This is a genomic window from Pseudacidovorax sp. RU35E (assembly GCF_900156165.1).
In the GTDB taxonomy this organism is placed as follows: Bacteria; Pseudomonadota; Gammaproteobacteria; order Burkholderiales; family Burkholderiaceae_C; genus Xenophilus.
In genome coordinates, this window is sequence record NZ_FTMY01000009.1 from 1 (window position 1) to 25,480 (window position 25,480).

Below are 25,480 nucleotides of genomic sequence, written 5' to 3' on the forward strand. Positions count from 1 at the left end.
CCAGCGCAGGTGGACAAGGCCATCGAGAAGTTCGGCTTCGCCATGGGCCCCTTCCGCATGGGCGACCTGGCCGGCAACGACATCGGCTGGGCGATTCGCAAGCGCCGCTCGGTCGAGCAGCCCGACATGAAGTACAGCCGCACGGCCGACAAGCTGTGCGAGCTCGGCCGCTTCGGCCAGAAGACGGGCGCGGGCTGGTACGACTACCAGGCCGGCAAGCGCGACGCGATCCCGTCCAAGCTGGTGGAGGACATGATTGCCGAGCACCGCAAGGAACTGGGCATCACGCCGCGCAAGATCAGCGACGAGGAGATCGTGCAGCGTCTGGTGTATTCGCTGGTCAACGAGGGTGCGCACATCCTCGAAGACGGCATCGCCAGCAAGGCCAGCGACATCGACATGGTCTACATCACGGGCTACGGCTTCCCGATCTTCCGCGGCGGCCCGATGCACTACGCCAGCCAGCAGGGGCTGTTCAACGTGGTGCAGGCGATGCAGCGCTTCGGCCGCAACCCCAACGACGATGCCAAGTTCTGGGAGCCTGCCGGGCTGATCAGCAAGCTGGCGGCCGAGGGCAAAGGGTTCGATCAGGCCTGAGGCACTGAACCACTGACGCACTGCCGCACCGACTGCCGATGATCCGCCGCCTCCTGTCGATCCTGCTCGCCGCGCTGGTGCTGCTGGCCGCGGCGCTGGGCCTCAACACCTGGCGTCAAGGCTCGCGGCAGGTCGCCGTGGCGCCAGCACCCAAGGCGGACATCGACCTCGGATCGGCAGCGCAGCGCTTGGCGGGTGCGGTGCGCTTTCGCACCGTCTCGGCCATGGACGGCTCGGGCGAGTCCAGCGCCGAGTTCGACAAGTTCCAGGCCTACCTGGCCCAGCAGTTTCCGCGTGTGCACGGTGCGCTTCGCAAGGAGGTGGTGGGGCGGCACGCGCTGCTCTTCACCTGGGAAGGGCGCGACCCCAAGGCCATGCCCGCCGCGCTGATGGCGCATCAGGACGTGGTGCCCATCGCGCCCGGCACCGAGCGCGCCTGGAGCGTGGACCCCTTCGCCGGCGAGGTGAAGGACGGCTTCATCTGGGGCCGCGGCACCATGGACGACAAAGGCAACCTGCTGGCCCAACTGGAGGCCGTGGAGTCGCTGCTGGCGGCCGGCTTCCAGCCGCGCCAGACCCTCTACTTCGTGATGGGCGACGACGAGGAGGTCAGCGGCCTGCGCGGCGCCAGGCCCATCGCCGAGCTGCTGCAGTCGCGCGGCGTCGAGCTGGAATGGGTGCTCGACGAGGGCCTGCTGGTGCTCGACGGCGTGCTGCCCGGCCTGTCGAAGCCCGCGGCGCTGATCGGCCTGGCGGAGAAGGGCTACGGCACCTTCTTCCTCACGCTCGACACCTCGCCCGGCCATTCGTCCATGCCGCCCGCGCACAGTGCCATCGGCCGCATGAGCGCGGCGCTGGCCCGGCTCGAGGCCTCGGCCATGCCGGGTGGTATCCGCGGCGTGGCGGGCCAGATGTTCGGCACCCTCGCGCCGGAGATGAGCCCGCTTAATCGCGTGATGCTCTCCAACCTGTGGCTCACTGAGCCCCTGGTGCGGGGCCAGCTCGAGAAGAGCCCCAGCAGCAACGCCATGCTGCGCACCACCACCGCGCTCACCATCGTGCGCGCCGGGAACAAGGACAACGTGCTGCCTGGCCGCGCCGAGGCGGCCGTCAACTTCCGCGTGCTACCCGGCGACACGCTGGACAGCGTGCAGGCCCACCTCAAGAAGGCGCTGGCCGACGACGACATCCAGATCAAGGCCTATCCCGGCAATGCCGAGCCGTCGCCAGTTTCGCCCACCGACAGCACGGGCTATGCGCTCATCGAGCGCAGCATCCGCGAGCGCTTCCCCGATGCGGTGGTAGCCCCCGGCCTGATGACCGCCGCCACCGACTCGCGCCATTTCACGGGCATCTCGAAGGCGGTCTACCGCTTCTCGCCCATCCGTGTGAACAACGAGGACCTGCCTCGCTTCCACGGCACCAACGAACGCCTGAGCATCGCCGCCTACGGCGACATGATCGGCTTCTACCAGCAGCTGCTGCGCAACGCGTCGCAGCCCGCTTCCGTTTCCGCCTCCATTCAAAGGAAGACACCATGACCCGCGCCGTGATCGTTTCCACCGCCCGTACGCCGCTCGCCAAGAGCTGGAAGGGTGCCTTCAACATGACCCACGGCGCCACGCTCGGCGGCCACGCCGTGCAGCATGCGGTGCAGCGCGCCGGCATCGATGGCGCCGAGGTCGACGACGTCATCATGGGTTGTGCCACGCCCGAAGGCGCCACCGGCAGCAACATCGCGCGCCAGATCGCCCTGCGCGCCGGCCTGCCCGTGACCACCTCGGGCATGACCATCAACCGCTTCTGCTCCTCGGGCCTGCAGACCATCGCCACCGCCGCCCAGCGCATCATCGCGGGCGAGGGCGACGTGTACGTGGCCGGTGGCGTGGAAAGCATATCGTGCGTGCAGAACGAGGCCAACAAGCACATGCTGACCGATCCCTGGCTGGTCAAGAACAAGCCCGAGATCTACTGGAACATGCTGCAGACCGCCGAGCAGGTGGCCAAGCGCTACAACATCGGCCGCGAGGCCATGGACGAATACGGCGCCCGCAGCCAGCAACGCGCCACCGCCGCGCTGGAAGCCGGCAAGTTCAAGGACGAGATCGCGCCGATCACCGTGCTGGCCGGCGTGGCCGACGGCCAGCTGGGCCTGATCACCAAGGAAGTGACCGTCGAGAACGACGAGGGCATCCGTCCCGGCACCACCAAGGAAGGCATCAGCGGCATCCGCCCGGCCATGCCCGGCGGCCTGATCTCGGCCGGCAATGCCAGCCAGTTCTCCGATGGCGGCGGCGCCTGCGTGGTGGTGGACGAGGCCTATGCCGAGCGCAAGGGCCTGAAGCCGCTGGGCCGCTTCCTGGGCTTCGCGGTGGCGGGCTGCGAGCCGGACGAGATGGGCATCGGCCCCGTCTTCGCCATCCCGAAGGTGCTCAAGAAACTGGGCCTGACGGTCAATGACATCGACCTGTGGGAGTTGAACGAAGCCTTCGCGGTGCAAGTGCTGTACTGCCGTGACAAGCTGGGCCTGCCGGACGACCGCCTGAACGTCAACGGCGGCGCCATCGCCGTCGGCCATCCCTACGGCGTGAGCGGCCAGCGCCTGACCGGCCATGCGCTGATCGAAGGCAAGCGTCGTGGCGCCAAGAAGGTGGTGGTGACCATGTGCATCGGCGGCGGCATGGGTGCGGCCGGCGTGTTCGAGGTTCTCTGATCCTCGGCGTACGCGCACCGAAGGCATGGCGATGAAGGTCGATCTGCCCACGCTGCAGGGCTTCTTCGCCAGTGCGCCCTTCATGGCCGACCTGGGCGTGCAGGCGACGGGCGGCGAGGCAGGGCGGGTGCGCACGGCGCTCACGCTCGCGCCGCGCCACCTGCAGCACACCGGGGTGGTCCATGCCGGCGTCATGGCTTCCATCGCCGACCACACCATGGGCGCGGCGGCGCAGACGATGGCGCCGGATGGCTTCTGGATCGTCACCGCCGAGTTCAAGACCACGCTCCTGCGAGGCGCCCGCGGTGTGCGCCTGGAGTGCGAGGCCTGGGTGCTGCGGGCGGGACGCCAACTGAGCTTTGCCGAGGCCGAGGTCTATGCGGTGGCGGCCGATGGGCAGCGCACGCTGGCCGTCAAGGCGGCGGGCACCATGGCCCTGATCGCGGCGCAGGGCTGAGCACAGGGCGTCCAGGCCGCTACTGCCCAACCCCGCGCCGAACTCCGGCGCGGTCTTCTTCACCACGAGACAACCATGAGCTATCGCGACACCCTCGACTTCCTGCTCTACGACTGGCTCCATGCCGAGCGCCTGAACGAGCGCCAGCGCTTCGCCGACCATTCGCGCGAGACCTTCGATGCCGTGCTCGACACCTGCGAGCGCATCGCCCGCGAGAAGTACGCGCCGGCCAATCGCACCGTGGATGTGGAAGAGCCGCATTTCGACGGCGAGAAGGTCGTTCTGCCGCGCGCCACGCACGAAGCGCATGCGGCCTTCGTCGAGAGCGGCATGATGGCGGCCGCGCAGGACTACGACATCGGCGGCATGCAGCTGCCCTACACGGTGCAGGCGGCGGCCAATTCCTTCTTCGCCATGGCGTCGGTGAGCATCGGCTCGAACATGCTCACCAGCGGCAATGCCAACCTGCTGATGGTGCATGGCACCGAGATGCAGAAGCAGGTCTTCGCGCTCAACGAGTTCTCGGGCCGCTGGGCCGGCACCATGTGCCTGTCGGAGCCGCAGGCCGGCTCCTCGCTATCGGACGTGGCCACGCGCGCCGTGCCGGACGGTGACGGCTTCGAGAACGACCCGCTTGGGCCCCGCTACCGGCTCAAGGGCAACAAGATGTGGATCTCGGCCGGCGACCATGAGCTGACCGAGAACATCGTCCACATCGTGCTGGCCAAGATTCCCGACGCCGAGGGCAAGCTGATTCCCGGGGTCAAGGGCATCTCGTTGTTCATCGTCCCCAAGAAGATGGTGGACACCGAAGGCAATCTGACTGGCGTGCGCAACGACGTGGCGCTGGCCGGTCTCAACCACAAGCTTGGCTGGCGCGGCACCACCAACACGCTGCTCAACTTCGGCGAGGGCAAGTACCCGGTCGACGGCAAGGCCGGTGCCGTGGGCTATCTGGTCGGCAAGCCGGGGCAGGGCCTGGCCTGCATGTTCCACATGATGAACGAGGCCCGCATCGGCGTCGGCACGGCCGCCGTCATGCTGGGCATGGCGGGCTATCACGCCTCGCTCGACTACGCCAAGAACCGGCCGCAGGGCCGGCCCGTAGGCCCGGCCGGCAAGGATGCGACCCGTCCGCAGGTGCGCATCATCGAGCACGCCGACGTGCGCCGCATGCTGCTGGCGCAGAAGGCGTACTGCGAAGGCGCGCTGGCCCTGCAGCTGTACTGCGCCCGCCTGGTGGACGAGCAGAAGACCGGCACGCCCGAGGCCGCGGACGACGCCCGCCTGCTGCTGGAGGTGCTGACGCCCATCGCCAAGAGCTGGCCCAGCGAATGGTGCCTGGAGGCCAATTCGCTGGCCATCCAGATCCACGGCGGCTACGGTTACACGCGCGACTTCCCGGTGGAGCAGTACTGGCGCGACAACCGCCTGAACATGATCCATGAGGGCACGCACGGCATCCAGGCCGCGGACCTGCTGGGCCGCAAGGTGCTGATGGAAGGCGGCAAGGGCCTGCAGCTGCTGGGCGCCCGCGTGCAGGAGACCATCGCCCGCGCCGCGGCCCGGCCCGAGCTGGCCGGCTTTGCCGACGCGCTGGGCCAGGCCTTCGGCCGCGTGACGTCGGCCATCCAGGCTGCGTGGTCCACCGGCAACCCGGCAGAGGCGCTGGTCAATGCGGTGCCCTACATGCAGGCCTTCGGTCACATGGTCCTGGCGTGGATGTGGCTGGATGTCGCGGACAAGGCCATCGAGAAGGACAATGGCGCGACCTCGTTGTCGACCACCGGCCGCCTTGGCGCCGCCACCTACTTCTTCCGCTACGAACTGCCCAAGATCGGCGCCTGGCTCAACGTGGTCGAGAGCCGCGAGCCGGTCTGCGCAGACCTTCCCGAAGACGCCTTCTGATGACTCCCCAAGCACCCGTCCGCCCGCCCAAGCAACGCCACTGGACCGAGAAGCTGTGCTGGATCCTGATCTACGCCGGCCTGTTCATCGTGGTGCTGGGCATCGCCACTGCCCGCCAGGACGCGCCGCTGGGCTGGTCCATCGGCGTGCCGGGCGGCGTGGCCGTGCTGGCCGGCGTGGTGCTGATCTACATCCGTTCCCGCATCAAACCCTGAACCGGGCGCGTCGCGCCCATTTCGCAATTTCCGGAGACAAGAAGCCATGAGCGCACGCACCGTCCAGCAATTGTTCGACCTGAAGGGCAAGGTCGCCCTGATCACCGGCGGCTCCCGCGGCCTGGGCCTGCAGATGGCCCATGCGCTGGGCGAGGCCGGTGCCCGGGTCATGCTCAGTTCGCGCAAGGCCGAGGATCTGGAGCAGGCCGCGGCCGAGCTGCAGGCTGCGGGCATCGATGCGCGCTGGATCGCCGCCGACTGCAGCAAGGAAGACGACACCCGCCGCCTGGCCGACGAGACGCTGGAGCGCATGGGCGCCGTGGACATCCTGGTGAACAACGCCGGCGCCAGCTGGGGTGCCCCGGCCGAGGAGCATCCGGTGGCCGCCTGGGACAAGGTGATGAACCTCAACGTCCGCGGCTACTTCATCCTGAGCCAGCAGATCGCCAACGGCTACATGATCCCCAAGAAGACCGGGCGCATCATCAACATCGCCTCCATCGCGGGCCTGAACGGCAACCCGATCGGCATGAAGACCCTCGCCTACAACACCTCCAAGACCGCGGTGATCGGCTTCACCCGCACCCTGGCCGCCGAGTGGGGCCACCATGGCATCAACGTCAACGCCATCTGCCCCGGCTTCTTCCGCACCAAGATGGCCGCTGGCCTGATCGACGCGCTGGGCGAGGACAACATGAAGGCTGCCGCGCCGCTCAACCGCCTGGGCGATGATGAGGATCTCAAGGGCATCACGCTGCTGTACGCCAGCGACGCGGGCAAGCACATCACCGGCCAGTGGATGGCGGTGGATGGTGGCACCAGCGTCGTGCTGGGCGCGGCCTGAGCCCGCCTTTCCATCGAACCCGCGCCGCCTCGTGTGGTGGCCTTCCAGACCATGAACATTTCCTTCGGCGTCGACATTCCCTTCGTCCACCATCTTGGCTTCACGATGCACCGCTTCGAGGGCGGTGAGTCGGAGCTGCGCTACACGCCGACCGACGAGCACCTCAACAGCTTCCAGGTGGCGCACGGCGGGGCCTGCATGACGCTGCTGGACGTGACCATGGCCACGGCGGCGCGCAGCGTGCAGCCGGAGATCGGCGTCGTCACCATCGAGATGAAGACCAGCTTCATGCAGCCCGCGCGCGGCCCGCTGGTGGCTCATGGTCGGCTGATGCACCGCACGGCGACGCTGGCCTTCACCGAGGCACGCATCGTCGACGCCGAAGGCCGCCTGTGCTCGCATGCCACCGGCACCTTCAAGTACGTCAAGCGCCTGCCGGTCGAAGGCCGCAGCGTGCATTCCCTTCAACCCCTTTCCACCGACTGACCCGGAGCGCACCACCATGCCGCAGAACAAGCAGATCCACCTGGACAACCGCCCGACCGGCGAGGCCGAACTCGCCAACTTCAAGCTGGTGACCGCCGAGACGCCGGCCCTGACCGATGGCCAGGTGCTGGTGCGCCACCACTACCTGAGCCTGGACCCGTACATGCGCGGTCGCATGAACGACTCCAAGAGCTATGCCGCCTCGCAGCCCCTGGGCCAGACCTTCCAGGGCGGCACGGTGGGCGAGATCGTCGAGAGCCGCCATCCCAAATTCGCCGTGGGCGACAAGGTGGTGGGCTTCGGCGGCTGGCAGGAATACGGCGTGGTCGACGCCAACCAGCCCGGCATGCTGCGCAAGGTGGACACCACGCACGTGCCGCTGTCGCATTACCTGGGCGCCGTCGGCATGCCCGGCGTGACGGCCTGGTACGGCCTGGTCAAGATCATTGCGCCCAAGGCCGGCGAGACGCTGGTCGTCACGGCCGCGAGCGGCGCCGTCGGCAGCGCCTTCGGCGCGCTGGCCAAGGCCCGCGGCTGCCGCGTGGTCGGCATCGCCGGCGGGCCGGACAAGTGCAAGTACGTGACGGACGAACTGGGCTTCGACGCCTGCATCGACTACCGGCAGCACCCCGACGTCAAGAGCATGAGCGCCGCGCTCAAGGAAGCCTGCCCCGACGGCATCGACGGCTACTTCGAGAACGTCGGTGGCTACATCCTCGACGCCGTGCTGCTGCGCATGAACGCCTTCGCCCGCATCGCCCTGTGCGGCATGATCGCCGGCTACGACGGCCAGCCGCTGCCGCTGCAGAACCCCACGCTGCTGCTGATCAACCGCGTGAAGCTCGAAGGCTTCATCGTCAGCGAGCACATGGAAGTCTGGCCCGAGGCGCTCAAGGAGCTGGGCACGCTGGTCGCCACCGGCAAACTGCGCCCGCGCGAATCCATCGCCGAGGGCATCGAGAAGGCGCCCGAGGCGTTCCTTGGCCTGCTCAAGGGCAAGAACTTCGGCAAGCAGCTGGTCAAGCTGGTCTGAGGCACTGACGCTGTCCCGCCGGTGCGCCGGCTTCGCAAGGCCAGGAGGCAGGCATGAACGCTTTTGTCACGCACGAGGTCTTCAACCAGCCCCAGCCGCTGGTCGACTACGACCTGTTCGCCACGAACCGCGCACTGCAGGACGCCCTGCGCTTCAACGCACCCAGTCTTGACCTGTCGCCGCTGCAGGCGCTGGGCCGCGAGGTGGGTACGGCGCTGATGCAGCAGCATGCGCGCCTGGCCAATGTGCACACGCCGGTGCTGCACACGCACGACCGCTTCGGCCGGCGCATCGACGAGGTGGAGTTCCATCCTAGCTACCACGCGCTCATGGGCGCCGCCGTGGGCGCAGGCCTGCACGGCACGCCCTGGGCCGAGGCGGGCGATCCGGCGGCGGCCGCGGCCGGCCGATCGCCGCATGTGCAGCGTGCTGCCGGCTTCATGCTCTTCACCGAGCTGGAGCCCTCGATGCTGTGCCCCATCTCCATGACCTATGCGGCCACGCCCGGCCTGCGCGGCAATGCCGCCATCTACGCCGACTGGGCGCCCAAGTTGCAGAGCCGCTGGTACGACCGGCAGCTGGCTGTCTGGCGCGACAAGCCCGGTGTGACCATGGGCATGGGCATGACCGAGAAGCAGGGCGGCTCGGACGTGCGTGCCAACACCACGCAGGCGGTGCGCGACGGCAGCGACGCCTGGGGCGAGCGCTATGTGCTAACCGGCCACAAGTGGTTCTTCTCGGCCCCGATGTGCGACGCCTTCCTGGTACTGGCGCAGGCGCCGGCGCCGGCGGGGCTCTCCTGCTTCTTCCTGCCGCGGGTGCTGCCGGACGGCACGCGCAACGCACTGCGCATCCAGCGCCTGAAGGACAAGCTGGGCAACAGGGCCAATGCCAGCTCCGAGGTCGAGTTCCACGGCGCCACCGCCTGGCTGGTGGGCGAGGAAGGGCGCGGTGTGCCGCAGATCCTCGAGATGGGCACCATGACCCGGCTCGACTGCTCGCTGGGCACCAGCGGCCTGATGCGCCAGGCGCTGGCCCAGGCGCTCAACCACACCGCGCAGCGCAGCGCCTTCGGCAAGCCGCTGATCGCGCAGCCGCTGATGAAGAACGTGCTGGCCGACATGGCGCTCGAAAGCGAAGCGGCCGTGGCCCTGTCGATCCGCCTCGCGCGCGCCTTCGACCGCGCGCACGACCCGCGCGAGCGGCTGCTCGCCCGCGTGCTCACGCCCATCGCCAAGTTCTGGATCTGCAAGCGCGGCGCCGCGCTGGCGCAGGAGGCCATGGAATGCCTGGGCGGCAACGGTTACGTGGAGGAGGGCGGCGAAGGCGTGCTGGCCCGCATCTACCGCGAGATGCCGGTCAACTCCATCTGGGAGGGCGCCGGCAACATCATGGCCATCGACCTGCTGCGCGCCCTGCGCAAGGGCGACATCGCCGCGGCGCTGGCCGACGAACTGGCGCCCGCCCGCGGCGCGCATCCGGCGCTCGACCGGCTGATGGAGGCCCTGCCCACGCGCGTGGAAGCCATGGCCACCGAGACGCAGGCGCGCCGCCTGGCGCAGGACGTGGCGCTGGCCGTGCAGGCCGCGCTGCTGGTGCAGACGGCGCCGGCAGCGGTGCATGAGGCCTTCTGCGCCTCGCGCATCGGTGGCGACTGGGGCCAGACTTTCGGCACACTGGGCGAGGGCGCCGATTTCGACGCCATCCTGGCCCGGGCCATGCCGCGCTGAGTCTGCCACTCGCAGGGGCGGCCCGGGCCCACGCACAGACGTTCTTCGCATCCGAACCACGCAGCGGCGTACGCCGCTGAACCCCGGCGCCATGCCGCCGTCCTTTTCCGGAGTCCCCATGGCAGACATCATCCTGCACCACTACGCCGCCTCGCCCTTCTCGGAGAAGGTGCGCCTGCTGCTCGGCCACAAGAAGCTGGCCTGGAAGTCGGTGATCATTCCCTCGGTCATGCCCAAACCCGACCTGGTGGCGCTGACCGGCGGCTACCGCCGCACGCCGGTGCTGCAGGTGGGCGCGGACGTGTACTGCGACACCGCCCTCATCGCCGACGTGCTGGAGCACCTGCAGCCCGAGCCCACCCTCTACCCCGAGCCCGAGAAGGGCCTGGCCCGCATCGTGGCGCAGTGGGCCGACAGCACGCTGTTCTGGGCCGCCATGGCCTGGAACCTGCAGCCCAAGGGCGCGGCCGAACTCTTCGCCAGCCTGCCGGCCGAGGCGGCCAAGGCTTTCGGCGAAGACCGCGGCAAGATGACCGCCGGCAACATGGCGCGCATCAAGCCGGCCGATGCCGCCGCCGCCTACAAGAACTACCTGCGGCGCCTGTCCGACATGCTGGACGACCGCAGCCACTTGCTCGGCGAGGTGCCCTGCATCGCCGACTTCGCGGCCTACCACCCGCTCTGGTACACCAGCCGCGTCAATGCGGTGAAGTCCATCCTGCAGCTCACGCCGGCGGTGGTCGACTGGATGGACCGCATCAAGGCCATCGGCCACGGCACGTTCGAGAAGATCGGGTCGGCCGACGCGCTGGCCATCGCCAAGGCCGCGGCGCCCAAGACCCTGCTGACCGACAGCACCTTCCAGGACGACCATGGCATCCCGCTGGGCAGCGCGGTGACCATCCGCGCTGAGAGCTTCGGCCTCGAAGAGACCGCCGGCACGCTGGTGGCCGCGACACGCACGCACTTCACGCTGGCCCGCGAAGACGAGCGGGCAGGGGCGCTGCACGTGCACTTTCCGCGCACGGGCTATGTGCTGAAGGCAGCCGACGCGGGCTGATCGGCGCGATGGCGGCGGGCTTGTGCTGCCCGCCGACGTCGCCTGCAGGACAGCCGTGGGGCGTCGCGGGCGCTCCAATCGGTCGCACAGCGGCAATCCTCCGCATTCCAGAGACAACGGCAAAAGGACCGACTTCCATGATCCAGGACTTCCACGGCAAGACCGCGGTGCTGACCGGCGCCGCTTCCGGCTTCGGCCTCGAATGCGCGCGCATCGGCGCGGCGCGCGGCATGAACCTCGTACTGGTCGACGTGCAGCAGGATGCGCTCGACAAGGCCGAGACCGAGATGAAGGCCGCCGGCGTGCAGGTGATGGCGCGCAGGGTGGACGTCGCCAACGCCAGCGAGATGGGAGCCCTCGCCGCGGCCGTGAAGGAGCGCTTCGGCGCGCCGCATTTCGTCTTTAACAACGCGGGCGTGGGTGCCGGCGGCCTGGTGTGGGAGAACTCGGTCGCCGACTGGGAATGGGTGCTGGGCGTGGACCTGTGGGGCGTGGTGCACGGCGTGCGCTTGTTCGTGCCCATGATGCTGGAGGCCGCCGAGAAAGACCCGGCCTACCGTGGCCACATCACCAACACCGCCAGCATGGCCGGTCTGCTCACGGCCCCCAACATGGGCATCTACAACGCCGCGAAGGCCGCCGTGGTGAGCCTGACCGAGACCATGTACCAGGATCTGCGCCTGGTCACCGACCAGATCGGCGCCAGCCTGCTGTGCCCCTACTTCGTGCCCACCGCCATCGTGCAGAGCGACCGCAACCGGCCGGGTGGCGCGCTGGCGCAGGGCCAGCTGACCAAGAGCCAGCTGATCGGCCAGGCCATGTCCGAGAAGGCCGTTTCCAGCGGCAAGGTCACGGCGGCCGAGGTGGCGCACAAGGTCTTCCAGGCCATCAGCGACAACCAGTTCTACGTCTTCAGCCACACCGGCGCCAAGGCCTTGGGCAACGTGAAGAGCCGCATGGAGAACATCGTGGCCATCCAGAACCCGGCCGATCCCTTCCTGGAGCGGCCGGAGCTGGGGGCACAGCTGAAGGCGCAGTTGCGGGGCGGTTGAGCGGGCTCAGCCATCGGCCGATGGTGCTCGGGCGGCCGAGGAAGACCGACGTCTCCGTGCGTGCCAAGCTTCAACCCGCCGGCACGGCTGGCGGCGCCAGTTCGGTGAACTGGCCGTTCCAGTACGGGTAGTAGGGATAGGGCGGCGTCGTCGCGCTGGCCGCATCCAGGCGGGCCATCTGCGCGGCGCTGAGCTGCCAGCCGATGGCGCCGAGGTTCTGGCGCAGTTGCGTCGCGTCGCGCGCGCCGATGAGCACGCTGCTCACCGTGGGCCGCTGCAGCAGCCAGTTGATGGCGATCTGTGGCAGGGTGCGGCCGGTCTCTTCGGCCACGGTATCCATGGCCTCGACCACGCGGAACAGGCGCTCGTCCTCCACCGGCGGTGCGAAGCCGGCCGTCTGGTGAAGGCGGCTGCCCTCGGGCAGCGGCTGGCCGCGGCGGAGGCGGCCCGTGAGCCGGCCCCACCCCAGGGGGCTCCAGACGATGGCCCCCAGTCCCTGGTCGATGCCCAGCGGCATCAGCTCCCACTCGTAGTCGCGGCCGATCAGTGAGTAGTAGGCCTGGTTGGCGACGAAGCGCTCCGTGCCCAGTCGGTCGGCCTCGGCCAGTGCCTTCATCAGCTGCCATCCCGCAAAGTTGGAGGCGCCGATGCTGCGCACCTTGCCGCTGCGCACCAGGTCGTCCAGCGTGCGCAGCATCAGCTCCACCGGCGTGGCGGCGTCGAAGGCATGCAGTTGCAGCAGGTCGATGTGTTCGGTGCGCAGGCGGCGCAGCGCGGCCTCCACGCCGCCGATCAGGTGGTGGCGCGACCAGCCACGGTCGTTGGGGCCGGGGCCGGCGGGCAGCGTGAGCTTGGTCGACAGGATGGCCTCGTGCCGCCGACCCTGCAGCGCCTCGCCCAGCACGCGCTCGGAGGCGCCGTCCGAATACACGTCGGCCGTGTCGAAGAGCGAGACACCGGCCTCCAGGCAGATGGCGATCATCTCGCGGGCCTCGTCCACGTTGGTGCGGCCCCAGGCGCTGAAGAGCGGCCCTTGTCCGCCGAAGGTGCCGGCGCCAAAGCCGAGCACAGGGACGCGGAAGCCGGAGCGGCCAAGCAGTCGATGTTCCATGGTGGTTTCTCCTTGGGTGTCAGGGTCAGGCGTTGCAGCGGCGGGGCGTGGAAGGCGCGTCGGCGGACAGGCGACGACGCTGCATCGCCCGGCTGACCAGCGCCAGCGCCAGCCCGGCCAGCGTGAGCCCGGCGGCTGCGGGGCCGAGGCCCTGCAGCCCGGGCCCGTGGTCGATTACCGCGCCGCCCACCCAGGCGCCGAGGGCGTTGCCCAGGTTGAAGGCGGCGATGTTCAGGCTGGACGCCAGGTTCTGACCCGCGCCGGCCGCCTGCTCCAGCATGCGGGCCTGCAGCGGCGCGGCGGTGGCGAAGGCGGCCACCCCCAGCGCCGCCAGGAAGACCGCCGCAGCCAGGCGATGTGGCATGGCGATCGGGGCCAGTGCCAGCACCACGGCCAGCGCGAGCAGGGTGCCGATCACGGCCGGCATCGGCGCCCGGTCGGCCAGCCGGCCGCCCAGGATGTTGCCCACCGCCAGCCCGCCGCCGAAGACCAGCAGCAGCGGCGACACGGCCGCGACGGACAGGCCGGTCACCTGCGTCAGCACCGGCTGCACGTAGGTGTAGAAAGCGAACACGCCGCCGAAGCCCAGGATGGTGATGGCCAGGCTCAGCCACACCTGGGGCCGGGCCAGCACCGACAGCTCCTCGGCCAGCGTGGCGGCCGCCTCGGCCTGCGCCTGCCGCGGCACGAGGCGCATCAGCACCGCGAGCGCGACCACGCCGACCACGGCCACGGCCCAGAAGGTGGCGCGCCAGCCCCACTGCAGCCCGATCCAGGCGCCGGCCGGCACACCCAGCAGCGTCGCAGCTGTGAGACCGGTGAACATCAGCGCGATGGCCGAGGCCCGGCGCTCCGGCGGCACCAGGCCGGCGGCCACCACGGCGCCGACGCCGAAGAAGGTGCCGTGCGCCAGCGACGTGAGCACGCGGGCGGCCATCAGCGTGGCGTAGTCGGGCGCCAGGGCGCAGGCGATGTTGCCTGCGGTGAACACGCCCATCAGCGCGATCAGCACCGTGCGTCGCGGCAGGCGTCGCGTGGCCAGCGTGAGCACGGGCGCACCCACGGCGACGCCCAGCGCATAGCCGGAGATGAGCAGGCCGGCCGCCGTGATGGACACCCGCAGATCGGCCGCGACCTGCTGCAGCAGGCCCATGATGACGAATTCGGTGGTGCCGATGCCAAAGGCGCCGGCGGTGAGGGCAAGTAGTGCGAGAGGCATGATGGCCGTGACTGTGATCTGATCGCGTCACGATGACTAGGACGCTTTCTGGACAAGCAGCTGTGAAGCCAATTCACAAATCGGCCGCCGCGCGTGTGGAGGTCAACCGCGCCGGCGAACTGGAGGCCTTCGTGCAGGTGGTGGACCGGGGCGGCTTCTCGGCTGCGGCGCGGCACCTGGGTCTGACGCCCTCGGCCATCAGCAAGCTGGTGGCGCGGCTGGAAGCGCGTCTCTCGGTGCAACTGGTGCACCGCTCCACGCGCAAGCTGCAGCTCACGGCCGAAGGGCAGCTCTTCTACGAGCGCGGCCTGCGGGTGCTGGCCGATCTGGACGAGGCGGAGCGCTGCGTGGGCGCCGGCGCCGCGCCGCGCGGGCGGGTCAGCATCAATGCCAGCATTCCCTTTGGGCATCGCCTTCTTCTGCCGCTGGTGCCGCGACTGCTGGAGGCCTATCCGGAGCTGCAGGTGGACGTGGTGCTGACCGACCGCGTGGTCGATCTGATGGAGGAGCGCTGCGACATCGCGATCCGCTGGGGCAAGCTGCCGCCTTCGGATCTGGTGGGCCGGCTGCTGGGCCACACGGCGCAGGCCATCGTCGGCTCACCCGACTACCTGGCGCGGCACGGCGCGCCCACCACGGTGGAGGAGCTCGCGCGCCACAACCGGCTGGGTTCCACCTATCGCCGCAACGTGCCCGACTGGCCGCTGGTCGTCGATGGCCGTGCGGTCGCCATGCCGGTGGTGGGCAGCGCCCGCGCCAGCGACGGTGCGGCGCTGCGCCTGCTGGCGCTGGAGGGGGTGGGGCTGGCGCGTCTGTCGGTCTACCACGTGTTGCCCGACCTGCGCGCGGGGCGTCTGGTGCCGGTGATGGAGGCGTTCAACCCGCACGAGCTGGAGCCGCTGCATGCCGTCTATCTGGGCCGACCGGGGCGGCTGCCGGCGCGGGTGCGGGCGGTGCTGGACTTCCTGGCGGCGAACGCGGACTTCGAGGGTGCGGACCGGGTGCCCGCGCCGGCTTCTTGAGCCTGGCTTCGACGTCTGGCTTCAGGCCAACGGTGCACGCGGCAGATGGACTCGGGCGCACAGCCCGTGGGGAATGGCGGACGCCAGCGTCACGCGCCCCCCCTGGCGCTCCACGATCTCCTTCACGATCGGCAGGCCCAGGCCGCAGCCGTTGCCCTGGTCGGTCGCGCGCACGAAGCGCTCGAAGACGCGGGACGAGTCCTCCGGCGCGATGCCGGGCCCATCGTCGGTGACGCTCAGCACCGCCTCGTTGCCATCGCGCTGAACATCCACCGTCACGACCGCGCCACGGCCCGCGTAGCGCAGGGCGTTGTCGATCAGATTGCTGAGGGCTTCGCGCAGCAGCCAGGCATGGCCGGTGACGATGAGGGGCAGGGCCTCCCCCTGCGGGCCCCCATCCTCTTCCGTCGGCGCAAAGCCCAGGTCGATGCCCTCGCGTAGCGCGCGTGGCACCAGCGTGGCGGTGAGCTCCTGCGCCAGCGCCCGCAGGTCCACCGGCGAGCCCCGGGCCGCGGCGGTGTCGGGCTCGGCCCGCGCAAGGGTGAGCAGTTGGTTGACCAGCTGCGCGCTGCGGTCCGCGCTCTCGTGCACGCGGCGCAGGCGCTCGCGCTGGGCGTCGTCGCCGGCCAGGGCCAACGCCACCTCGGCCTGCGACTTGAGGCCCGCCAGCGGGGTGCGCATCTGATGCGCGGCATCGCTGATGAAGCGCTTCTGCTGCGCCAGGTTGTTCTGCACGGCCGCCAGCAGGCCGTTCACCGCCATCACCAGCGCGCGCACCTCGCCCGGTGCAGCGTCGAGGCGGATCGGTGTGAGGTCTGTGGGCGCCCGGCCTTCGACCTCGCGGCGCAGGCGCAGCAGTGGCGCAAGGCCGGCGCGGATGCCCAGCCAGATCACCGTGGTCATCAGCAGGATCAGCCCGGCCAGCGGCAGCAGCGTGTCCCAGAGGATGCCGCGTGCCAGCTCCTCGCGGCTGGTGCGGCTGCGGGCCACCTGCACCAGCAGCACCGCGTCCGGGTCGTCGCGGCCACCCTGGCGCAGGAAGAGGGCAGCCACGCGCAGCGGCTGTCGCGTGCCGACCTCGTCGTTGGCGGGCGGCAGCAGCGCATCGTAGAAGTAGGGCTGGCCGATGGGTGGCCGGGCCATGACGGCTGCCGGTGGCAGCGGCAACTGGTGGTTGCCCAGGATGAAGGCGCCCGGGGGCGTGCTGACCATGTAGTGCAGCCGGTCGTCGGGGTCGGCCTCCAGCACGTCCTGGGCGGCGCGTGGAAAGTCGATCAAGAGGCCGTTGTCCAACGGGCGCAGCTGGCGGGCCAGGGCACGCGAGGCCTGCAGCAGGCTCGCGTCGACGGCCGCGTTGGTGTAACGCTCGGCCAGCTGGTAGGCGGCGAGGCCGCCCGCCAGCCACAGCACGAGCTGCGGGAGCAGCAGCCACAGCAAGAGCTGGCGGCGCAGGGTGGGCGCGAAGCGGCGGGGGGCGGAGGCGCGCCGATCAGCCACGTACGCCCGCCGTCGCTGCCGGCGCCGGGCTTTCGAGCAGGTAGCCCAGCCCGCGCACCGTGCGGATGACCAGACCCGGCTTCTCCAGCTTGCGCCGCAGCTTATGGACGTAGACCTCCACCGCGTTGCCCACCGCGGCGCTGTCGCCCTCGTCGCCCATCCAGGCGCGCACGATCTCGTCCTTGGTCACGACCTCGCCGGCGCGCTCGGCCAGCAGCTCCAGCATGGCCCATTCGCGGCCACTCAGCTCGATGGCCTCGCCGCCGACCGTGGCGCGGCGGTTGTCGCGGTCCAGCAGCATGCCGCCCACCTGCAGGCCGCTGCCGCGCGCGCGGGTGCGGCGCAGCAGGGCGTGCAGCCGCGCTTCCAGCTCCGGAAAGTCGAAGGGCTTGGTCACGTAGTCGTCGGCACCGGCCTGCAGGCCGCTCACGCGGTCTTCCAGGCTGTCGCGGGCGGTGAGCACGACGATGGGCAGCAGCGGCTGCTCGGCGCGCACGTTGCGCAGCAGGCTCAGGCCGTCCAGCAGCGGCAGGCCCAGGTCGAGGATGGCGAGGTCGAAGCGATGGCGGCCCAGCAGGTACTCGGCCACGGCGCCATTGGGCGCGTGCTCCACCGCGAAGCCGGCGCCCTTCAGCTGGGCCGCCAGTCCGTCGGCCAGCAGGGCGTCGTCTTCGGCAAGCAGGATGTGCATGGCGCCGAGATTAACGAAGCAGGGCCGCTTCGGCCTCGGGTTTAACCTTAGATTAATAAATTAAAGAGACTTTAATAATCCGGCCGCGGCGACGACGCCGACCACTCAACGGCCCCGCGGGGCGACTTAAGGAGACCTGGCCATGCGCAACCATCCGACTGCTTCCTTCACCCGCACCGCCGCCGCAGTGGCCTGGCTGGCTCTGGCCGGCGCCGCTCAGGCGGGCGAGGTCGAGGTGCTGCACTACTGGACCAGCGGCGGCGAGGCCAAGGCCGCTGCCGCGCTCAAGGCCACGCTGCAGGCCAAGGGCGACACCTGGAAGGACTTCGCCGTGGCCGGCGGCGGTGGCGATTCGGCCATGACGGTGCTGAAGTCGCGCGTGGTCTCGGGCAATGCGCCGTCGGCCGCCCAGATCAAGGGCCCGGCCATCCAGGAATGGGCGCGCGAAGGCGTGCTGACCAGCATCGACAGCGTGGCCAAGGCCAACAAGTGGGACGCGGCGCTGCCGCCCACCGTGGCCGCCATCATGAAATACAAGGGCAACTACGTGGCCGCGCCGGTCAACGTGCACCGCGTGAACTGGCTCTGGATCAACCCCGAGGCGCTGAAGAAGGCCAAGGCCAAGGCGCCCACCACCTGGGACGAGTTCTTCGTCACGGCCGATGCCATGCAGAAGGCCGGCATCACGCCCGTGGCCCACGGCGGGCAGCCCTGGCAGGACTTCACCACCTTCGAGACGGTGGTGCTGGGCGTCGGCGGCGCCGACTTCTACCGCAAGGCGCTGGTGCAGCTGGACCAGGACGCGCTCAAGAGCCCGACCATGATCAAGGCCGCCGAGACCTTCAAGCGCATCAAGCCCTACACCGACAAGGCCGCCTCCGGCCGCGACTGGAACCTGGCCACCGCCATGGTCATCAAGGGCGAGGCCGGCATGCAGTTCATGGGCGATTGGGCCAAGGGCGAGTTCGTTGCCGCGGGCAAGAAGCCGGGCACCGACTTCCTGTGCATGGCCGCGCCGGGCACGGCCCAGGCCTTCACCTTCAACATCGATTCCTTCGCCATGTTCAAGGTCAAGGGCGATGACCGCATCAAGGCGCAGAACGACCTGGCCGAGGCCATCATGTCGCCCGCCTTCCAGGAGACCTTCAGCCTGGCCAAGGGTTCGATCCCGGTGCGGCTGGACGTGCCCATGGACAAGTTCGACGACTGCGCCAAGCTCTCGGCCAAGGACTTCGCGGCCACCGCCAAGTCGGGCGCCCTGGTGCCCAGCGCGGCCCACAGCATGGCCGTGCCCTCGGCCGTCGAAGGCGCGCTCAAGGACGCGGTGAGCCAGTACTGGAACAGCGACAAGATGAGCGCGCAGGACGCCGTCGCCAAGATCGCCGCCGCGGCCAAGACCCGCTGACCGGCACCGCGCTGCATACCTGACGAGCACCGCCCCGGCCGCCACCCGCGCCGGGGCCCGCCGCCGCATCGCCCGACGAGGGAGCCCCATGTCCGCGCCTTCCCGCCTGCCCACGCCCTGGCTGCCCAAGCTGGTCATCGCGCCCAGCTTCGTGCTGGCCTTCCTGTTCATCTACGGCCTGATCGCCTGGAACGGCTACCTGTCGGTGTCGGAGTCGCGGCTGCTGCCCAACTACGACTTCGCCGGGCTCGACCACTACCTCACCCTGTGGGAGAACGAGCGCTTCCGCGTCGCGATGACGAACATGCTGATCTTCGGCGTGCTCTTCATCGGCGGCAGCACGCTGCTGGGCCTTCTGCTGGCCATCCTGCTGGACCACAAGATCCGCGCCGAGGGCGTGCTGCGCACGGTGTACCTGTACCCCATGGCCATCTCGGCCATCGTCACCGGCACCGCCTGGAAGTGGATGCTCAACCCCGGCATGGGCCTGGAGCACCTGATGCAGTCCTGGGGCTTCGCCGGCTTCAGCTTCGACTGGCTGGTCGATCCCGACCGGGCCATCTACTGCGTGGTGATCGCCGGCATCTGGCAGAGCGCGGGCTTCGTCATGGCGCTCTTCCTGGCGGCGCTGCGCGGCATCGACGACGCCATCATCAAGGCGGCGCAGGTGGACGGCGCCAGCCTGCCGCGCATCTACTGGCGCATCATCATCCCCAGCCTGCGGCCGGTGTTCTTCAGCACCGTGCTGGTGGTCAGCCACCTGGCCATCAAGAGCTTCGACCTGGTGATGGCGCTCACCGCCGGCGGCCCCGGCTTCGCCACCGACCTGCCGGCCACCTTCATGTACGCCATGGCCTTCACCCGCGGGCAGATCGGCCTGGGCGCGGCCAGCGCCACCGTCATGCTGGCCACCGTGGCGGCGGTGGTGGTGCCGTACCTGTACTCCGAACTGCGGACCAAAAAGGGCTCCTGACCATGCGCGTCGTTCACCGCACCATCCTCTGGGCGCTGCTGCTGCTCTTCGCGGCCTACTTCCTGGCGCCCCTGTACGTGATGCTGGTCACCTCCTTCAAGGACATGGACCAGGTGCGCGCCACCAGCATGGTGGCCCTGCCCACGCAGCCCACCTTCGAGGCCTGGTCCAAGGCCTGGAGCTCCGCCTGCACCGGCACCGACTGCCGCGGCCTGCAGCCCTTCTTCATGAACTCGGTGCTGATGGTGGTGCCGGCCGTGGCCATCTCGACGCTGTTGGGCGCGCTCAACGGCTACGTACTGGCGCAGTGGCGCTTTCGTGGCAGCGAGACGATGTTCGCGCTGATGCTCTTCGGCGTCTTCATGCCCATGCAGGTCGTGCTGCTGCCCATGAGCCAGGTGCTGGGCTGGCTGGGCATCGCCAGCTCCATCTGGGGGCTGATCCTCATGCACCTTCTGGCCGGGCTGCCGACCACCACGCTGTTCTTCCGCAACTACTACGTGGGCCTGCCGCCCGAGCTGGTCAAGGCGGCCATGCTCGACGGCGCCAGCTTCTGGCAGATCTTCCGGCGCATCGTGCTGCCGCTGTCGGTGCCGATCCTGGTGGTGACGGTCATCTGGCAGTTCACGGCCATCTGGAACGACTTCCTCTATGGCGTGGTGTTCTCCGGCGCCGACAGCAAGCCCATCACGGTGGGCCTGAACAACCTGGCCAACACCACCAGCTCGGTCAAGGAATACAACGTGGACATGGCCGCGGCGCTGATCGCCGCGCTGCCGACTCTGTTTGTCTACGTGGTGGCGGGCAAGTACTTTGTGCGCGGGCTGACGGCCGGCGCGGTGAAGGGATGAACACCATGGGCGCACTCGGCATCCGGCAGATCCACAAGACCTACGCGGGCAACACCCACATCCTCAAGGGCATCGACCTGGAGATCGAGGCCGGCGAGTTCCTGATCCTGGTCGGACCCTCGGGCTGCGGCAAGTCCACGCTGCTGTCGATCATCGCGGGGCTGGACGCACCGACGTCCGGCTCGGTCCACATCGGCGAGCGCGAGGTCACGAACCTGCCCAGCAAGGACCGCGACATCGCCATGGTGTTCCAGAGCTATGCGCTCTACCCCAACATGACGGTGGCGCAGAACATCGCCTTCGGCCTGGAGCTGCGCAAGGTGCCCAAGGCCGAGCGCGAGGCCACGGTGCAGCGCGTGGCGCAGATGCTCCAACTGCAGGCGCTGCTGGGTCGCAAGCCCGGCCAGCTCTCCGGCGGCCAACGCCAGCGGGTGGCCATGGGCCGGGCGCTGGCGCGCGATCCGGCGCTCTTCCTCTTCGACGAGCCGCTGTCCAACCTGGACGCCAAGCTGCGCGTGGAAATGCGTGCCGAGATCAAGCGCCTGCATCAGCGCACCAAGACCACCACCGTCTACGTCACCCACGACCAGGTCGAGGCCATGACGTTGGGGGACCGCATCGCGGTGATGAAGGACGGCCTCGTGCAGCAGTTCGGCACGCCGGAGCAGATCTACGGCAGCCCGGCCAACCGTTTCGTGGCGGAGTTCATCGGCTCGCCGGCCATGAACTTCATCGATGCCGTGACCGGCGCCGAAGGCGGCGTGGAGGCGGGCGGGTTGGTGATGCCGTGCGACCCTTCGCGCCATCCGGCGTTGCCCTCCCAGGGTGCCGAAACGAAGCTGTTGTATGGCCTGCGGCCCGAGAACATCGTCTTCGCCGATGCGGGCCTGGAGGGCGTGCTGGAGCTGATCGAGCCGACCGGCCCCGAGACCTATGCCGAGGTGGCCACGCCGCTCGGTCTGTTGACGGTGCGCGTGCCCGGCACGCTGCGTGCCCGCGTTGGCGAGGCGGTGCACTTGCAGTGGGGCGCGGAAAGCGTGCACCTGTTCGACGCCGAGGGCACGCGGCGGCTCTGAGACGGCGGGCGCAGCGGTGAGGGCGCTGCCGGCGCGGCATGCCCGCAGCGGCCGGCCTCGGGCACGGCCGAGCCAATGCCCATGGCAGCCCGGGGCCGCAGCCGGGTCGACGGGCAGCTTCGTGCTCGAGCCGGGACAATGCGCCGCCTATGTCCTCGTCTCCCCGGTTCCTCCGCATCGCCGTCGTCCTCGGCCTGCTCTCGGCCATCGGCCCCTTCGCCATCGACATGTACCTGCCGGCGCTGCCGGCCATCGGCCAGCAACTGGGCACCGACTTCGGCAGCGCGCAGCTGAGCCTGACGGTGTTCTTCATCTCCATCGGCATCGGCCAGCTGCTCTACGGCCCGGTGTCGGACATGGTGGGCCGGCGGCCGCCCATGTTCTTCGGCATGACGCTGTTCGCGCTGGCCAGCGTGGGCTGCGCGCTGGCCACCGACATCCACACGCTGATCGTGCTGCGCTTCGTCCAGGGCCTCGGCGCGGCGGCGGGCATGGCGATCCCGCGCGCCGTGGTGCGCGACCTGCACACGGGCTCCGACGCGGCGCGGCTGATGTCGCTGCTGATGCTGGTGTTCAGCATCTCGCCCATCCTGGCGCCGCTCGCCGGCAGCGGCGTGATCGCGGTGGCGGGTTGGCGAGCGGTGTTCTGGGTGGTCGCCCTGGCGGCCGTGGCGGGCCTGGCGCTGCTGGCCTTCAGCCTTGAAGAAACCCGCCCGCCCTCGGCCCGCGTGGAGAGCAGCCTGGGCAGCGCCCTGCGTGCCTATGGCGGTCTGCTGCTGGACGCGCATTTCCTGGGACTGGTCTTCATCGGCGGCTTCGCGATGATGGGCTTCTTCATCTACCTGTCGACCTCGTCCTTCGTGATGATCGGCCACTACGGCCTCACACCCACGCAGTACAGCATCGCCTTCGGCGTGAACGCTGCGGCATTCTTTGGTGCCGCCCAGCTCAATGGCCGGCTCTCGGCCCGTTTCGGCCTGGCGCCGCTGGTGCGTGTCGGCGTGCTGGGCGCCAGCGTCGCGATCAGCCTGATGCTGGCGCACTACCTGACGGGTGGAGACTCGCTGGCGATGCTGATGGGTCTGTACTTCGTGGCCACCGCCTTCATGGGCCTGGTCATTCCGACGACCGCCGTGCTCGCGATGGAGAACCACGGCGCCATCGCCGGCACGGCCGCGGCCCTGATGGGCACGCTGCAGATGCTCGGCGGTGCGGTGGGCATGGCGGTGGTCAGCCTGTTCAACGACGGCCGGCCGCTGCCCATGGTGCTGGGCATGGCGGCGGGCATGTACCTGTCGCTCGTGCTCACCCTGCTGACGCTGGGTGTACGCGGCCGCCGGCTGCCGTCGCCTGCCTGATCGGCTGAACCGAGATCGCGCGTGACCGGCCTTGCCGTCTTCGACACCGCCATCGGCCACTGCGGCCTGGCCTGGGGCGAGGCCGGCCTGCGCAGCGTGCTGCTGCCCGAGGCGGACGGCAGCAACACGGGCCTGCGCGCCCACCTGCTTCGCCGCTGTCCCGACGCATCCGACACGGTGCCTCATCCCGACTGGGTGGTGCAGGCCATCCAGGGCATCCGCGCCCTTCTGACCGGCGAGCCCCGCGACCTGCGCGAACTGCCGCTGGACGAGCGTGGCGTGCCGGACTTCCATCGCCGCGTCTACGCCCTGACCCGGCAGATTCCGCCGGGCCAGACCCGCACCTACGGCGACTTGGCCGAGGCGCTGGGCAGCAAGGGCAGGGCGCGGGCGGTGGGCCAGGCCCTGGGCCACAACCCCTTTGCGCCGGTCGTGCCATGCCACCGGGTGCTGGGTGCCGACGGCCGGCCGGGCGGCTTCTCGGCACCGGGCGGGGCACTGCTCAAGCTGCGCATGCTGGCCATCGAGGGCGCCCGTCCCTGGGGCAGCGAGCCGCTCTTCGACGAACGTTGAACACCTTGCACGACCCTGCCCGCACCACCCCGGCGCGCACTCGGCCATCGGCGGACTTGCGCGCACCGTGACGACGCGCGGCGCAGAATCGCCTGATGCCGATGCTCTCCCTCCGCCTGCCGCCAGCCTTCGTCACCACGCATCCCGACCAGGCGGCACGGAGCGGCGCATGACGCCGGCTGCGACGGAAAGCCCGGCCTACGACGGCCTGCCCCAGCCGCAGCGCGGCCGTGCGATGGCCGTGATCATCGTGGCCATGATCGTCTCGGTGCTCGACGGCACCATCCTCAATCTCGCTCTGCCCGGCATCGCCCGTTCGCTCAACGCCAGTGCCTCGCATGCGGTGTGGGTGGTCAATGCCTACCAGATCGCCACGCTGGTCCTGCTGCTGCCGCTCGCGCGGCTGGGCGAGCAGATCGGCTTCCGGCGCGTCTACATGGCCGGCATGGCGCTGTTCACCGTCGCCTCGCTGGGCGCCTTGATGTCCAACAGCCTGGGCTGGCTGATCGCGGCGCGTGCCGTGCAGGGCGTGGGCGCGGCCGGCCTGATGAGCGTGAACGCGGCCCTGGTGCGGCTGACCTATCCACGCAGCCAGTTGGGCAAGGGCATGGCGATCAACTCGATGGTGGTGGCCGCTTCGTCGGTGGCGGGCCCGTCGGTGGCCGCGGCGGTGCTGGCGGTGGCCGACTGGCCCTGGCTCTTCGCCATCAACCTGCCGCTGGGCGTGGCGGTGCTCTGGCTTGGCTGGAAGGCGCTGCCCCCGAACGTCGGGCCCGCGGTGGGCGACCGCATGCGGATGTTGGACGTGCTGCTCAACATCGGCATGTTCTCGCTCTTCTTCCTGGGCGTCGACCGCCTCGGCGTGCAGGACGGCCAGGCCGGCGGCCGGCTGGACGGTTGGCTGTGGCTGGGCGGCGGGCTGCTGCTGGGCGCGGTCTACATGCGCCGGCAGTGGCCCATGCGCGTGCCGCTGTTCCCGGTCGACCTGCTGCGCATCCCGGTCTTCGCGCTGTCCATGGGCACCTCGGTCAGCGCCTTTGCGGCGCAGATGCTGGCCTACATCGCGCTGCCCTTTCTGCTGCTCGATGCCTTCGGCCGTACCCATGTGCAGGCCGGCCTGCTGCTGACGGCCTGGCCCCTGGCCATCGTGGCCACGGCGCCCATCGCGGGACGGTTGATCGGCCGGGTGCCCGACGGGCTGCTGGGGGGCATCGGTCTGGGCCTGCTGGCGGTGGGCCTGGCGCTGCTGGCCCTGTTGCCGGACGCGCCGGCCAACGGCGACATCGCCTGGCGCATGGCCCTGTGCGGTGTCGGCTTCGGGCTGTTCCAGTCGCCCAACAACCACACCATCGTGACGGCGCCGCCGCCGCACCGCAGCGGCGCCGCGAGCGGCATGCTGGGCACCGCGCGGCTCACGGGACAGACCGTGGGTGCCGTGGTGCTCGCGGTCATCTTCAGCGTGTGGGATCCGCACCTGCGCACCGGGCCCGAAGTGGCGCTGGGCGTGGCGGCGGTCTTCGCGGCCGTGTCGGGCGTGTTCAGTTCGCTGCGGCTGAAGACGGCCAGTGGGCACGCAGCCGCCTGAGGCGCCGGCTGCGCCTCTTCGCGC

General features: G+C 69.8%; 24 protein-coding genes. 20 read left to right on the forward strand and 4 right to left on the reverse strand.

What is annotated here, in order from left to right:
- From BXA03_RS16685 to BXA03_RS16740, 12 genes are all read left to right on the forward strand, one after another.
- The coding region (locus BXA03_RS16685) for a 3-hydroxyacyl-CoA dehydrogenase family protein (RefSeq protein ID WP_234983718.1) at positions 1-597 on the forward strand (597 nt) is incomplete at its 5' end.
- A 38-nt stretch (positions 598-635) separates the two neighbouring features.
- Positions 636-2,138 (forward strand): M20 family peptidase, encoded by a 1,503-nt coding sequence (locus BXA03_RS16690; RefSeq protein WP_076509903.1) that lies wholly within the window; start codon positions 636-638, stop codon positions 2,136-2,138.
- Positions 2,135-3,310 carry an acetyl-CoA C-acyltransferase gene (locus BXA03_RS16695; RefSeq protein WP_076509905.1) on the forward strand — a complete coding sequence of 392 codons (1,176 nt, stop codon included), beginning with the start codon at positions 2,135-2,137 and terminating at the stop codon, positions 3,308-3,310. Before BXA03_RS16690 ends, BXA03_RS16695 begins: the two co-directional genes overlap by 4 nt.
- Positions 3,311-3,341: 31 nt before the next feature.
- A complete protein-coding gene (locus tag BXA03_RS16700; RefSeq protein WP_200803393.1) occupies positions 3,342-3,767 on the forward strand; it encodes a PaaI family thioesterase in 426 nt (141 codons plus the stop codon).
- Positions 3,768-3,842: 75 nt separating this feature from the next.
- Positions 3,843-5,675, forward strand: a complete 1,833-nt coding sequence (locus BXA03_RS16705) for an acyl-CoA dehydrogenase (protein ID WP_076509909.1) — start codon at positions 3,843-3,845, stop codon at positions 5,673-5,675.
- Positions 5,675-5,890 carry a hypothetical protein gene (locus tag BXA03_RS16710; RefSeq protein ID WP_076509911.1) on the forward strand — a complete coding sequence of 72 codons (216 nt, stop codon included), beginning with the start codon at positions 5,675-5,677 and terminating at the stop codon, positions 5,888-5,890. Before BXA03_RS16705 ends, BXA03_RS16710 begins: the two co-directional genes overlap by 1 nt.
- Positions 5,891-5,936: 46 nt before the next feature.
- Entirely contained in the window at positions 5,937-6,734 is a 798-nt protein-coding gene (locus BXA03_RS16715; RefSeq protein ID WP_076509913.1) for an SDR family oxidoreductase, read from the forward strand.
- 51 nt (positions 6,735-6,785) lie between these two features.
- Positions 6,786-7,220 (forward strand): PaaI family thioesterase, encoded by a 435-nt coding sequence (locus BXA03_RS16720; protein WP_076510391.1) that lies wholly within the window; start codon positions 6,786-6,788, stop codon positions 7,218-7,220.
- Between the two features lie 16 nt (positions 7,221-7,236).
- Positions 7,237-8,253, forward strand: a complete 1,017-nt coding sequence (locus tag BXA03_RS16725) for an NADP-dependent oxidoreductase (protein ID WP_076509915.1) — start codon at positions 7,237-7,239, stop codon at positions 8,251-8,253.
- A 53-nt stretch (positions 8,254-8,306) separates the two neighbouring features.
- Positions 8,307-9,983, forward strand: a complete 1,677-nt coding sequence (locus BXA03_RS16730; protein ID WP_076509917.1) for an isovaleryl-CoA dehydrogenase — start codon at positions 8,307-8,309, stop codon at positions 9,981-9,983.
- A gap of 118 nt (positions 9,984-10,101) precedes the next feature.
- Positions 10,102-11,043, forward strand: coding sequence for a glutathione S-transferase family protein (locus BXA03_RS16735; protein WP_076509919.1), 942 nt, complete (start codon positions 10,102-10,104; stop codon positions 11,041-11,043).
- 137 nt (positions 11,044-11,180) lie between these two features.
- Positions 11,181-12,095, forward strand: coding sequence for an SDR family oxidoreductase (locus BXA03_RS16740; protein ID WP_076509920.1), 915 nt, complete (start codon positions 11,181-11,183; stop codon positions 12,093-12,095).
- A 70-nt stretch (positions 12,096-12,165) separates the two neighbouring features.
- Here BXA03_RS16740 and BXA03_RS16745 read toward each other — a convergent pair whose 3' ends face one another.
- Both BXA03_RS16745 and BXA03_RS16750 read right to left on the reverse strand, forming a co-directional pair.
- Positions 12,166-13,206: an aldo/keto reductase gene (locus BXA03_RS16745; RefSeq protein ID WP_076509922.1), complete on the reverse strand. Its 1,041-nt coding sequence runs from the start codon at positions 13,204-13,206 to the stop codon at positions 12,166-12,168.
- Between the two features lie 25 nt (positions 13,207-13,231).
- On the reverse strand, positions 13,232-14,425 hold the full coding sequence (locus BXA03_RS16750) for an MFS transporter (RefSeq protein ID WP_076509924.1): 1,194 nt from the start codon (positions 14,423-14,425) through the stop codon (positions 13,232-13,234).
- A gap of 32 nt (positions 14,426-14,457) precedes the next feature.
- Here BXA03_RS16750 and BXA03_RS16755 point away from each other — a divergent pair, with 32 nt between their 5' ends.
- On the forward strand, positions 14,458-15,447 hold the full coding sequence (locus BXA03_RS16755) for a LysR family transcriptional regulator (RefSeq protein ID WP_076509926.1): 990 nt from the start codon (positions 14,458-14,460) through the stop codon (positions 15,445-15,447).
- Positions 15,448-15,468: 21 nt separating this feature from the next.
- Here the strand turns inward: BXA03_RS16755 and BXA03_RS16760 are convergent, their stop codons facing one another.
- Positions 15,469-16,944, reverse strand: coding sequence for a sensor histidine kinase (locus BXA03_RS16760; RefSeq protein ID WP_076509928.1), 1,476 nt, complete (start codon positions 16,942-16,944; stop codon positions 15,469-15,471).
- A complete protein-coding gene (locus tag BXA03_RS16765) occupies positions 16,937-17,635 on the reverse strand; it encodes a response regulator transcription factor (protein ID WP_076509930.1) in 699 nt (232 codons plus the stop codon). The genes BXA03_RS16760 and BXA03_RS16765 overlap by 8 nt, the downstream gene beginning before the upstream one ends.
- A gap of 142 nt (positions 17,636-17,777) precedes the next feature.
- Between BXA03_RS16765 and BXA03_RS16770 the strand changes: the two genes are divergently transcribed.
- The 7 genes from BXA03_RS16770 (at position 17,778) to BXA03_RS16800 (ending at position 25,456) form a co-directional block, all read left to right on the forward strand.
- Entirely contained in the window at positions 17,778-19,040 is a 1,263-nt protein-coding gene (locus BXA03_RS16770) for an ABC transporter substrate-binding protein (protein WP_076509932.1), read from the forward strand.
- 88 nt (positions 19,041-19,128) lie between these two features.
- Positions 19,129-20,013 carry a carbohydrate ABC transporter permease gene (locus BXA03_RS16775; RefSeq protein ID WP_076509935.1) on the forward strand — a complete coding sequence of 295 codons (885 nt, stop codon included), beginning with the start codon at positions 19,129-19,131 and terminating at the stop codon, positions 20,011-20,013.
- 2 nt (positions 20,014-20,015) lie between these two features.
- On the forward strand, positions 20,016-20,864 hold the full coding sequence (locus BXA03_RS16780; protein ID WP_076509937.1) for a carbohydrate ABC transporter permease: 849 nt from the start codon (positions 20,016-20,018) through the stop codon (positions 20,862-20,864).
- 5 nt (positions 20,865-20,869) lie between these two features.
- Positions 20,870-21,940, forward strand: coding sequence for an ABC transporter ATP-binding protein (locus BXA03_RS16785; RefSeq protein WP_076510393.1), 1,071 nt, complete (start codon positions 20,870-20,872; stop codon positions 21,938-21,940).
- Between the two features lie 149 nt (positions 21,941-22,089).
- Positions 22,090-23,298: a multidrug effflux MFS transporter gene (locus BXA03_RS16790; RefSeq protein ID WP_076509939.1), complete on the forward strand. Its 1,209-nt coding sequence runs from the start codon at positions 22,090-22,092 to the stop codon at positions 23,296-23,298.
- A 21-nt stretch (positions 23,299-23,319) separates the two neighbouring features.
- Positions 23,320-23,871 carry a methylated-DNA--[protein]-cysteine S-methyltransferase gene (locus BXA03_RS16795; RefSeq protein ID WP_076509941.1) on the forward strand — a complete coding sequence of 184 codons (552 nt, stop codon included), beginning with the start codon at positions 23,320-23,322 and terminating at the stop codon, positions 23,869-23,871.
- 169 nt (positions 23,872-24,040) lie between these two features.
- Positions 24,041-25,456 (forward strand): MFS transporter, encoded by a 1,416-nt coding sequence (locus tag BXA03_RS16800; RefSeq protein ID WP_076509943.1) that lies wholly within the window; start codon positions 24,041-24,043, stop codon positions 25,454-25,456.
- The last annotated feature ends 24 nt before the right edge of the window (positions 25,457-25,480 follow it).